The organism is Clostridium sp. ATCC 25772 (assembly GCF_001573875.1).
Taxonomy (GTDB): domain Bacteria; phylum Bacillota; class Clostridia; order Clostridiales; family Clostridiaceae; genus Clostridium_J; species Clostridium_J senegalense.
On the sequence record NZ_LFRG01000011.1, the window covers coordinates 59174 to 70949 of the forward strand.

Below are 11776 nucleotides of genomic sequence, written 5' to 3' on the forward strand. Positions count from 1 at the left end.
CCTATAATTAAGCCAATTTTTTAAGTTATTTAACAAATTGAATTTTATCTAATAATTTAAAATCCATAAAGTAACTTCGCAAACCCAAATTCATTAAATAAAAGAAAACGTCCCATAAAAATTGCAGTTATATATATGATAGGCTCCCATTTAAAGTAATGAAATGACTCATTTTTACTTTTTATTATACGAACAGATATTTTATATATACCATATCCAATGAGTCCACCTATAGTATTCAATATTAAATCATCAACATCAGTACTTCTATTATTTAATAATTGAGTAATTTCTATAAACATTGAAAATGAAAATCCTGATATAAAAATATAAAATACTTTATCATATTTTCTCCATAAAAAAGGAACCAGAATACCAAACGGTATAAAAAGTAATATGTTTTGCAAATATCCAATTATATCAATTTCATTAGAAAATGGGATAAAATTTAGGTTTGGCTTTCTTTTAAAGTGATGATAAAGTATATCATATAAAGTTCCTGCTCCTGTAAAATAAAATACTGAAATTATATAAATTGCAAAAGCAATAATAATTCCATTATGAATTTTTGATGTTACTATACCCTTACGTTTATTCATATTATTGAATATGAATAATATCACAATAAATGGAACAAACCCTGTTAAAAACTCATATCCAATAAAAAGCAAGTTATCCATAATATTCACCCCCAAATTATGAATTATATATATAATTTTCACCTAAGATTATCTTATTGTTACAAATAAATTATAACATATTTTGTAAATATATCAGTTTTCAAAATTCAAATATATATTCTATTTTTACTTTATTTTATATTTAAATTGAAACATAGAAATACCGTAAAATTCATTTTTAAATAATACGGTATCTGTTTTATACTTTATTTTCATAATATATAAATATTATCCATTGATAAACTGAATTTCATATAATTTTATTTGCTTTCTAATGATACTAAACAGCCATCTATTTCTTCTGCAACTCGGTCACCTTCTAAGAATTTTTCTTCTTGCATTTTTTGCTTAGTGACACTATATTGTTTTTCTATCTCATTTTTATCACTAACATAAATCACTAAATCTGTTGAATCGTTCACAGTTTTGATTTTTTTTATTATCATCATATTTTCAGAAAGACGTTTATCTTTTAATTGACCTATTACCATGCCGATACACATACCGATTGGAATTCCAAAACACATTCCAATCGCCATATTATCAGGATAAATAATCATTCCAAATATTAAGCCACCTGAAACACCGAAACACATTCCAATGCTCATATATAGTGTCATATATTTTTCTACTGTGTTTTTTTTGTCTTTATTGTTCATAGTTGCCTCCCAAACTTCCAATTTATATATATTATCTTAGATATAGTTAACTCACACTTTATAACTATTATAATGTAATTATTGTATATTTTTCAAATGCGTAATATTTAATTTTCAAAGAACAAATTTTAATACTCATTTCGTCTTTTAATCATAAAATAGATTAACTTAACAATTTATTCTGCTCCTTTTTTACAAACGCAATGAAGTATAGGACCATCCTCTTCTTTATAAACTATACCTCTTTTACACTCTATAATTGAAAACCCTGTCCTTTGAGCCAAATCTATCATTTCATTAGTGGTAAAGGCTTCCCAATAACAATCTGTATTTGCATAGGGAAAAAACTTCTTTCCATTAAGATATTGCGAATATTTTGCTTTTAAAAATTCTTTATCATGTCCAGAAAAACTGAGCATTCCATTACTTTTCAAAACCCTACTGCATTCTTTTAAAATATGTATTTTATTTTCCTCATCGTAAAAAAGACCGAAAGTCTGTGACCATATTATTACAACATCAAAAGTATTACTTTCAAAAGGTAAGTCTAATCCATTGGTTAACAAAAACTCAATATCTCTTTTACTTTCTAAAGCAAATTTCTTTGCAGGCTCTATAACCTTTTCAGAAATATCGATAGCCGTAATTCTAAATCCCCTATCATACAAACAAAATGCTTCTCTACCCATTCCACAACCTATATCAAGAATCCATGATTTAATCGGAAAATGAGAAACTACTTCGTTTTCCCAAATTTTCAATTTCTTATTAGTGTAATCTTCCATATCCCTTATTGCAGGTTCCTCAGAGTATAATTTTTTTACAATTTCTATACTGCTCCTCATATACATCCCCCAATGATATTCATAAATTTTGTTTCACATTTAATTACAATTTTGTTTCAACTTACAAGAAAAGTTTATCATATTTACCACATTATTTCATTGACCCCCCATACCTTTAAGTAACTTTATTTTTCATACCCTATTAATCAATTTTCAAAGAACATTTTACTTAACACTTTATAAAATTCTTGCATTAAAAAATACCGTATATTCATTTCTAAATAATACGATATTTTAATATATTGTTTTATATTTATTTTTAAGCTCCTTAATAAATTGAATTTTTGCTACTATAATCTTATTTTTTTTCTACCAGTAAGCAATTCTTTCGTCCAATATAACCAATAGTAAAAACAAGCATAACCATAATTACTCCAAACGTTACAATTGAGATTACAGGTTTAATAAACCAAGACAGCAAAAATCCACATATACCCACTGCTGACATTATAGCAAGCATTTTTTTTAAACGGTATATGGCTATTCGAGGATCATATTTTTTCTGTTCCTCCACATCCATTTGTGAATACCACTTTATCCACTTAGAGGATTTTTCAACATTCACTATTGAAAAAACTATATATATTGCCAAAAAAGCAAAGGTAATTATAACAATGCCTCTTTGAAATTTATCCATCTTTCCCACCCCTCAGTTTTAGATTTAGTGTATTTAACATATATTTATACAACTCACAACTGCAATTATTTTGCCTTAATTATATTTCAACTTTATACTCTGCTTTATTTTTGCAACTTACTCTGCACTTTCTAATATTAATGATTTTGTTCTATACTATCCAACTTATAGTCACTCATAATTTTACTATAAATTTAAAAACTAATCTCTTTCTTTGATTTCATTTGTTATAAATGCTTTTGAAATATACATAGCATTTATTATATTATTAAAACGCTTATAATTAGAAGTACCCTCATCAAATTTCATCTGTGCTTTTTCACATTTACTGATAACTGAAGAAACCGGACGTAATGCTTCTATTAATTCTTCTTTTGTATATTTTTCTATAACATTTTCATCTGATATTAATGATTTTGAAATATACATGGCTTTTATCCTGTTCTTAAGAAGTGTATGTTGAGATGTTCCCTTCTCAAATTTTGGTTGTATTTTTTCACACCTACTAATAGTTGATGATACAACTCTTAGTGCTTCCTTTAATTCTTCTTTTGTATATTGGTTCATAACATTTCACCTCAAATTCGCAACTTATATAAACTGCATTATAATAAAATTTCTCGTAATAGAAAATAGTTATATTATAGATTTTTATTAATAACTTTCTTTGATTCCTCTATCAATTCTAAATCATTGTTATCAATCATACTTTAATAATCCTCTTTCATTGATTTATAACATTTATACTTTATTTAAATTGAGACATAAAAAACATAATAAAACTCAGATTTGAATAATACTGTATTTTAGTAAATTATTCATTTTTCAGTTGTAATGTTAAGTATCAATAAAATTAATCTTATTTAATATAATACTTAACGATTTTGCTTCAATTATTAGTAATTGTATCATATAATTACAGTTAATCTTAACAAATTGGAACTTATCAAATCCATATTTATAGTCTATATTCCATTTTTCTATCTAAATCTTTAAAACCCAATGATTTATACAAAGAATATCCTTCATCTGTATAATCTAAAACAATTTTTGAAATCCCTTTTAATTTTGCTTCACCTATCAATAATTTTATCAGATTTGCTGAATGTACCTGTCTTCTATACGCTTGCTTAGTATATACATTAAGTAACTCTCCCATTTTTCCATTATAACCAGAAGGAAGTGGTATCGTTTCAAAGATACATAACATACATGATGAAACTATTTTTTTATTATCTACAGCAACATATATTATCAAGCTATTACTATTTATATGCTTTTTAATATATTGAATAGTCTTTTCTCTAAATAAATCTACGTTTTCAATATTTCTTATTGAAGTAACAAATTCAATTCTATTTTCAACAAAGCCGTCAATATCACTTGATTCAAGTTTTTTATATTCCATGATTCCCTCCAAATTTTATATTGAAATAATTTAATCCTTTATCATTTATACCAATTAACTGTTGTACCTGCATATCTTATAAAGTAATTTTTATTTAAGATTAACTTATTATCATAAATTATAGCATATTTTGTAAATATGTCAGTGTTCAAATTTCAAAATATATTTTTAGTTCATCTTATTTTTGAATTGCGACATAAAAATGCCGCAAAATTCATTTCTGAATAATACGGCATTTAGAAAAATATTCAATTTTATAGTTTAATTATTAAATAAGAAAATTGTTCATCCAATCTGCTCGACAAATTGAAATTTATCTAATTAATTGAACTAAATACTCAATAGTATCTTCTTCAAACTTTTTTTCACCAGTTAAATTGAATCCATGTTTTTTATAAAAAGAAATTGCTCTTTCATTTTTTTCTAACGCCCAAAGATTATTAGCATGATATTCATTAATTGCATATTCTATCAGTTCTTTTCCAATTCCTTCACCTTGAAAAAAAGTATCTACATATATTTTACAAATCTCTGTCCTATTCATTTGAATGAACCCTTTTATTAAACCATCATCATAAACTAATATATTTTCTAATATTTCATCTTTTCCAAAATAATTATCAACCATAGTCACTACTTGCAATTCTCCAAATGAAAATTCATCATCTTTAAAAATTGGCCAATAATTCATTCTATTATTAAAAACATATATTTCTGCTATTCTTGATAAATCTTTTTCTGTTGCTTTTCTAATATTCAATCTTCTCATCCCCTATATAAATTCCTATTTATCTGTATCTCCAATACAAATAAATTTTATTTAAGATCATCTTATTATGAACTAATTATAACATATTTTGTAAATACCACATTGTTCGATTTTCAAAAAACACTCTTTATTAATTACGTCGCCTTTTAATCAAAGTATGACGCAAAAATACCGCAAATTCACCTATGAATACTGCAGTATTTTAATATATTATTTATATTTATTTTTAAGCTCCTTAGTAGATTGGAACTTTGTAAAATATACAATGTCTATTTTTTTCTCACAGGTATCCATATTTCACAAAAGCAATTTGTGTCATTATTCTCTGGATATAATTCAAAATCAGTCTCGTCTAACATCTCATAATCTGAACTTGGTAAAAATTCCTTGAAAATTCTATTCCATGTAGCGCCAATACAATCACCATTGTTACCAATACATTTAAATACTGCCCAAAGTGTTGGATTAACCTCCCAAATGTCATATCCATTAGGAATTTCTCCACCTTCATATAACATTCCAATTCCATAATTAAAATGAATGCTTTGCTCTGATATAGGAGCACACACACCATAAACATCATGTTTTTTAGTATACTTATTAAGTACTTTAAATGTATCGTTTTCCCCGCATTTCTTCCAAAAATCTGGTATTTCATTGTTGCCATCTTCAGAAACAACTTCATTTCTAAATGCCTGTACTTTAGTCAATAACTTGAATGTTTCTCTTTTAACAATTTTATATTCCATCAATGTTCCCCCCTCCAAACTAATTTTTATTACAAGGCGATTAAATGATTGTAATTGCACTCCAGAGCGCTTAGCCACATTTGGAGTCACTCCATGAAAACGTGTAAATGCCTTAGTAAAACTTTCTGGAGTCTCATACCCATACTTAAATGCTATATCAATTACTTTATTATCAGACATAATCAATTCTTGCCCTGCAATAGATAGCCTTCTTTTACGAATATATTCATTTGCAGTTATTCCCGTAATCATACTAAAGATTCTATGAAAATGATAATTTGACATGTGTACCTGCTTTGCAACATCTTCATAACTAATTCCTTGTAAAATATGCTCTTCCATGTATTCAATCGCCATTTGTATACTTCTCATACAATCCATCATTTTATTCACCTCGCATTTATAGTATAAGGTTTTCTATTTAAACTTTCTTGTCTTAGTTTGCTCACCTTTGTCTTATAAATATAAATCAGCTTATTAATACTCTATATATAAATTCTTATTTATCTGTATTTCTCATAAAAATAATTTTTATTTGAAATTTTCTTATCATCATCAATAAATTATAACATATTTTGTAAACACCCTATTGTTTAATTTTCAAATAACCTAGTGCACCTTTTAACTAAAGGATGCAAAAATACCGCATATTCATTTGAATAATACGGTATTCTAAATAATTTAATATTTAATTTATTTTTCATAATATTTTTAAAATTGTTTCCTTGAAGTTGCCTTAATCTATCTTACAAATTGAAATTTGTCTATATACTACCATAATTCCTTCAACATTCTAAATTCCTTATATATAATATCTCCAACTTTATATTCAAACGAATTCTTTTTATTAAAACCATATTTTTCATACAACCTAATAGCTATTTCATTATCTATTTCTACACTTGTATATAGTTTTTCATTTGAAAATTTTTCATGAAAAAAATCTAAAAACTTTTCTAACGCTTTTGAACCAAATCCCTTATTTTGATGCTTAATATCAATCATGAATCTTGAAAATGACCATCCTTCTAATTCTTCATCATAATCATATAATAAAAATCCTACCATTTCATCACCATTATATATTCCTAATGGATATAATCCATCTTCATAAGAAGCTTGTACCAATGAAAACACATTACTAGCAACATAGTTAGTTTGATGCTCTCCTACCTTTAAAGACACACAAGTGTTATAATTTGATTTATCTATCTCTCTAAAGTTAATATACATATTTCCCCCCTTAAAATTACTATTCATCTGTATCTCTCATACAAAAAATTTTTACTTAAGGTTATTTTATTATTATAATTCAATTGTAACATATTTTATAAGTAATATATTGTTGAAATTTCAAAGATTATTTAATTCGTAATTTTTTTGAAAAGCGACTAAATATCTATCTCTGTGCAAATTGTCGCCCAAACTCATACCTACAGACTTTGCACAGAGTATTTTAAGCATTTTTCTATCCATGAGATTAATATTCATGATATCACACTCCCTATTTGTATTAAATCAATTATATTCTTTATTAAGACCATACACAATTTTTTACTACTTTAACTTAATTAATGGTAATTATATCATATTTACACTATCTTATATGGTTATTTTTGTAACAAAAGTAAAATATCTTGCCTTTTTAACACTTCATTATTCAAATTTCAAAGAGCATCCTTCGTATTTTCATTTTCAATGGTTCTGTCGCACTTTAATCAAATTACAACGCAAAAACACCCCAAAATTCAATTTGTGAATAATGAGGTGTTTGTAACAAATATTTTAAGTTTATTCTTGTAACATGCAATGTTATTCCTTTGAAACAATATGTTCAATACTGGTCATATTCCTTAATAATTTTATTTTAAAAAACTCAGGAAACAGGTGATATTGCTCTAAATCTTCAATTGGAAGCCAATACAAATGTTCTTTTTCACCTTGTCCTCCATAGCTTTTACAAACAAAATCCATATTAGTGTTTTCTTTCATCAAATAGAAAAAGGCAATTTCATGATAACGTTCCTTAGTCATTTCTTCATGAAAAAAGTGTTCATGAACAAAGACCAGCCTATCAATTTCAAATTTAATACCAGTTTCCTCAAATGTCTCACGAACAACACCTTCTTCAGATGTTTCATTTAATTTTACTCTTCCACCAACTGAATAATAATAAGGCGCATTATCATTTTTAACCATAAGTATTTTTTTATCTCTTATTATAAGGTTCCAAGTTGACTCTTAAAATTATCCATTCCAAAACTTGGATACCCAAAATAGTGAGACATGCTCTGAATCGATTAGAATTCAACACTACATTTTGTATGAAAATATTTTAAAGTTATTGAATAAATTTAAATTGGAGCTTGTTTCCCTATATAATTGCGCCAACCCTGTAATTGAATATTCCTTCACTAGTTTTAAATGTTAAATCTTACTCTTCCATACTACCCCCTATTTATTATATGGATTGTTTTCTTTTCACAAATTACTCATATCACGAAACAACAATATAAAAAATCCATTTCAAAATAATGTTACATTCACACAAATTTTTATATGTTAAGTTAAAAAACAATATAAATTATTCTCATAACCCACATATGAAATTACTTATCTCTTTGTTGACATCATCATAGTTGTCTGCATTAGAAAAATGTGATGCTCCTTTGATTATATGCAATGGATACTCATCTTTTTTTGACCATGCTTCGCAATATTGCTTCACTTTTCCCGTTTTATCATATTCACCTAATAAAATAAGAACAGGAAAATTAAAATGTACAGACTCTTTTCTATCAAAAACTCTTCCATAGGCTATCCCCATCTGCTCAACAATATCAGTTTTACTCATCGGATTTAACATTTTTAGCATCATATCATATGCATATCTTGTTTTTGAAACCGCTTTTGCCATACTACTACGTAACATTTTATCAGGAATACATTTTGCCATTAATTTAACCTGTTTTAGCCACCATCTGTCTAATACGGAATAGTAAGATAATCCAAATGGTGTTGTATCCAATGCAATAAATGCACTTACTCTATCGGAATATTGTATTGCAAATTCCTGACTTGGATATCCACCCATTGACATTCCAACTAATATAACCTTCTTAATATTTTCTGCATCAAGTATAGATTTTAACTCTATTGCAGTGTTTTCATAAGAAAAGTTGATATAAGGACGAGATTCTCCATGTAATGGAACATCCCATGTAATAATAGTATATTCCTTTGAAAAATATTCAACTTGTTTTTCAAACATCATATGATTTGCAGTTAATCCATGTGTAAAAACAATACACCTTGCATTTTTATCCAAATTTCTATTTATCCAATAATGTGTTATACCACGTTCTGATTTTATAATTTTATGCTCCATATATAATTCACCCAATTTTCTCTTACTACATTAAATAAAAATTATGAAACTTCTGCTTATAATTTTCTTAAAACATATTTAGTAAAATCTTTTACTATATCATCATCAATTTGGCTTAAAACCTTATTTTTTAAAATTAATGATAAAATTACTAATCCTATAAAAACATTAATATATACATCTTTTAAATCGAAGGTAAAAAAAACATTTAATGATATGTAATCTAAACTCCCATTCCAAAAAACCTTGTCAATTAATGAACATATAGCACCAGAAAATATAAATGCATACATAATATTAATAATTTTGTTATTTCCAAATTGTTTATTTAAATATTGATAAAGCAGATATATTAATATACTCATAATTACTACTATTAAAATGTGTATATATTTACCAACGCCTAATTGTAACATAGAATTAAACCATGAATAGTCCCTATTGAACATAGGTTTAAAATATAATAAGGGCGGTAATATAGGGAATTTTTTATCAAAAAACTTGTTGTTGATTACTATTTTAATAATTTGATCTATTGCTACTAAAATAAATACTAATATATAAGTTTTTTTATTTTGAGTTTTCATTTTTATTCTGCACCACCTCATATATATAAATTTTATATAATATATAAATAGAATTTAATGGAGTATTTATTATCCATATTGTAACATATTTTCAAATATAGCACTATATTTTTTAAGGACATATATTGGTTGTAACCCGCTTTATAATAAAAATATAATTCAATTTTCTAAATTAAAGTTTAAAATTAAATTAACATATTTTATACTTTAGTTTTGTTATAGGGTTCCAAGTTGACTCTTAAAGTTATCTATTCCAAAACTTGGATACCTAAAATAGTGAGACATGCTCCGAATCACTTAGAATTCAACACTGCATCTTGTATAAAAATATTTTAAAGTTATTGAATAAATTTAAATTGGAGCTTGTTTCCCTATATTTACTCTACATTTTCTAAAATCTTAATTATGTAACACTCTATATTCTATATCAATATAATATAAAATAACGAGATAATAATATTAAATTATATAGTATAAATACGGAGTTGATATATATGGCAAATTCACTGGTCTTTTCCGATGTTCCACAAGCATTAAAAACACAAATCTATGGAAGTAACTTAAATCAACCGATAGCTGTTCAAACTGACTCAAATGGTAATTTACTTACTCAATTATCAAATACCGATGGAACTAATAACCCTTATAGTGTACCTTTGACAGCATTTAATGACTTAAGAACAATAATTTTGACACCTATGGCTGGTTGGACTTTTAATTACAACATTAATTCTGATTATATAATAACTACTACAGCTAATGGCGGAACTGCAACTCAAGGAGACTCTATGGCAATATTAAGTACAAGTACTGCCAATAATGGTTCTGCAAGAATAGCAACTAGAAAAGTATTACGATATTCTCCTGGATTAGGGGCTTTAGCACGCTTTACTGCAGCATTTACAGCTGGTGCTAATAATAGTCAACAAATTATAGGTTTAGGCGATGATACAGATGGCTTTTATTTTGGATACAATGGTACTAACTTTTCAATCCTTCGTATACAAAATGGTACATCAAATTGGATTTCTAAAAGTAATTGGAATGTGGACACAATGGATGGTACTGGTCCTTCTGGTATGACACTTGATCCCACAAAGGGTAATGTATATACAATTCAATTTCAATGGCTTGGATTTGGCGTAATAAATTACTATGTTACTTCCACTACAACTGGTCAACCTATATTAGTCCATAGAATTCAGTACCCTAACACAGCTATAGTGCCGTCTGTTTATAACCCTAGTTTCCCTTTAACAGCTAAAGTTGTTAATAGTGGTAATACGTCTAATATAGTATTAAAAACACCATCTGCAATGGCATTTTGCGAAGGTGATGGTTATTCCCAAGCAGTAATCACTAGAAATTCTATTTCTAATTCCACCGGTTCACTGCTACCAACACAACTAAATATACTAACTTTATTAAACACTTCTACTTTTGTCGGCAAAACTAATAGAACTCGTATACGTTTAGATTTTGTTTCTACTAGTATTGATGGCTCTGGTACTGTAAGATTTGATTTAATTAGAAATGGTACTTTTGGACTTCCATTGACATATACTTCAATCAATGCTAATACTAGTGTTATTCAATATTCTACAACTCAAACTTCTGTTACTGGTGGACTTCAAATATTCTCCTTTGAAGTTCCGATAAATTCAGGTGCCCAATTAAATTTAACTTCATTAAATATCTTCCTTGCTCCCGGTGAAACCTTAAGTCTTAGAGCTACCTCTGGTTTGCTTACTCAAATTGATTGCTCTTTTAGTTGGGAAGAGTTATGGTAAACAAGTTTTTTATTATTTGAATTTTAATTTAATAATTTTTAATAACAAGGAATCTTTTATGATCATTTTAAAGATTCCTTGTTAATTTTATGAAGTTATTATTTTATTTTTATCATATTTAATATTTCAACATAAATATAATTACTTTACTTCTTTTTTATAGGGTTCCAAGTTGACTTTTAAAATTATCCATTCCAAAACTTGGATACCCAAAATAGTGAGACATGCTCTGAATCGCTTAGAATTCAACACTACATTTTGTAT

Annotated in this window: 13 protein-coding genes; 1 reads left to right on the plus strand and 12 read right to left on the minus strand. The window is 26.6% G+C overall.

Features of this window, described 5'->3' with window-relative positions; genetic code table 11:
• Positions 1 to 56: 56 nt before the first annotated feature.
• The 12 genes from AZI32_RS06920 to AZI32_RS06975 form a co-directional block, all read right to left on the minus strand.
• Entirely contained in the window at positions 57 to 680 is a 624-nt protein-coding gene (locus AZI32_RS06920; RefSeq protein WP_061995147.1) for a VanZ family protein, read from the minus strand.
• A 260-nt stretch (positions 681 to 940) separates the two neighbouring features.
• A complete protein-coding gene (locus AZI32_RS06925) occupies positions 941 to 1360 on the minus strand; it encodes a hypothetical protein (protein ID WP_242865267.1) in 420 nt (139 codons plus the stop codon).
• Between the two features lie 155 nt (positions 1361 to 1515).
• Positions 1516 to 2184, minus strand: coding sequence for a class I SAM-dependent methyltransferase (locus AZI32_RS06930; protein WP_061995149.1), 669 nt, complete (start codon positions 2182 to 2184; stop codon positions 1516 to 1518).
• Between the two features lie 298 nt (positions 2185 to 2482).
• Positions 2483 to 2821: a DUF3784 domain-containing protein gene (locus AZI32_RS06935; RefSeq protein ID WP_061995150.1), complete on the minus strand. Its 339-nt coding sequence runs from the start codon at positions 2819 to 2821 to the stop codon at positions 2483 to 2485.
• A 201-nt stretch (positions 2822 to 3022) separates the two neighbouring features.
• A complete protein-coding gene (locus AZI32_RS06940) occupies positions 3023 to 3388 on the minus strand; it encodes a hypothetical protein (protein WP_061995151.1) in 366 nt (121 codons plus the stop codon).
• A 391-nt stretch (positions 3389 to 3779) separates the two neighbouring features.
• Entirely contained in the window at positions 3780 to 4229 is a 450-nt protein-coding gene (locus tag AZI32_RS06945) for a GNAT family N-acetyltransferase (protein ID WP_061995152.1), read from the minus strand.
• Between the two features lie 313 nt (positions 4230 to 4542).
• A complete protein-coding gene (locus AZI32_RS06950) occupies positions 4543 to 4989 on the minus strand; it encodes a GNAT family N-acetyltransferase (protein WP_061995153.1) in 447 nt (148 codons plus the stop codon).
• Between the two features lie 278 nt (positions 4990 to 5267).
• Entirely contained in the window at positions 5268 to 6131 is an 864-nt protein-coding gene (locus AZI32_RS06955; RefSeq protein ID WP_242865268.1) for an AraC family transcriptional regulator, read from the minus strand.
• A gap of 387 nt (positions 6132 to 6518) precedes the next feature.
• Positions 6519 to 6980, minus strand: a complete 462-nt coding sequence (locus AZI32_RS06960; protein WP_061995155.1) for a GNAT family N-acetyltransferase — start codon at positions 6978 to 6980, stop codon at positions 6519 to 6521.
• 579 nt (positions 6981 to 7559) lie between these two features.
• Positions 7560 to 7970 carry an NUDIX domain-containing protein gene (locus tag AZI32_RS06965; RefSeq protein ID WP_345968955.1) on the minus strand — a complete coding sequence of 137 codons (411 nt, stop codon included), beginning with the start codon at positions 7968 to 7970 and terminating at the stop codon, positions 7560 to 7562.
• Between the two features lie 367 nt (positions 7971 to 8337).
• Positions 8338 to 9135 carry an alpha/beta hydrolase gene (locus AZI32_RS06970; RefSeq protein ID WP_061995156.1) on the minus strand — a complete coding sequence of 266 codons (798 nt, stop codon included), beginning with the start codon at positions 9133 to 9135 and terminating at the stop codon, positions 8338 to 8340.
• A 56-nt stretch (positions 9136 to 9191) separates the two neighbouring features.
• Positions 9192 to 9722 carry a signal peptidase II gene (locus AZI32_RS06975; protein ID WP_061995157.1) on the minus strand — a complete coding sequence of 177 codons (531 nt, stop codon included), beginning with the start codon at positions 9720 to 9722 and terminating at the stop codon, positions 9192 to 9194.
• A gap of 494 nt (positions 9723 to 10216) precedes the next feature.
• On the opposite strand from AZI32_RS06975, the gene AZI32_RS06980 reads away from it, so the two are divergent.
• Entirely contained in the window at positions 10217 to 11512 is a 1296-nt protein-coding gene (locus AZI32_RS06980) for a hypothetical protein (protein WP_061995158.1), read from the plus strand.
• Positions 11513 to 11776 lie beyond the last annotated feature (264 nt).

What these genes read in the sequence shown, in the direction of transcription:
- AZI32_RS06920 (WP_061995147.1), bottom strand. Translation starts at nt 680, where the DNA reads ATGGATAACTTGCTTTTTATTGGATATGAGTTTTTAACAGGGTTTGTT.
- AZI32_RS06930 (WP_061995149.1), bottom strand. Translation starts at nt 2,184, where the DNA reads ATGAGGAGCAGTATAGAAATTGTAAAAAAATTATACTCTGAGGAACCT.
- AZI32_RS06935 (WP_061995150.1), bottom strand. Translation starts at nt 2,821, where the DNA reads ATGGATAAATTTCAAAGAGGCATTGTTATAATTACCTTTGCTTTTTTG.
- AZI32_RS06940 (WP_061995151.1), bottom strand. Translation starts at nt 3,388, where the DNA reads ATGAACCAATATACAAAAGAAGAATTAAAGGAAGCACTAAGAGTTGTA.
- AZI32_RS06945 (WP_061995152.1), bottom strand. Translation starts at nt 4,229, where the DNA reads ATGGAATATAAAAAACTTGAATCAAGTGATATTGACGGCTTTGTTGAA.
- AZI32_RS06955 (WP_242865268.1), bottom strand. Translation starts at nt 6,131, where the DNA reads ATGATGGATTGTATGAGAAGTATACAAATGGCGATTGAATACATGGAA.
- AZI32_RS06960 (WP_061995155.1), bottom strand. Translation starts at nt 6,980, where the DNA reads ATGTATATTAACTTTAGAGAGATAGATAAATCAAATTATAACACTTGT.
- AZI32_RS06970 (WP_061995156.1), bottom strand. Translation starts at nt 9,135, where the DNA reads ATGGAGCATAAAATTATAAAATCAGAACGTGGTATAACACATTATTGG.
- AZI32_RS06975 (WP_061995157.1), bottom strand. Translation starts at nt 9,722, where the DNA reads ATGAAAACTCAAAATAAAAAAACTTATATATTAGTATTTATTTTAGTA.
- AZI32_RS06980 (WP_061995158.1), top strand. Translation starts at nt 10,217, where the DNA reads ATGGCAAATTCACTGGTCTTTTCCGATGTTCCACAAGCATTAAAAACA.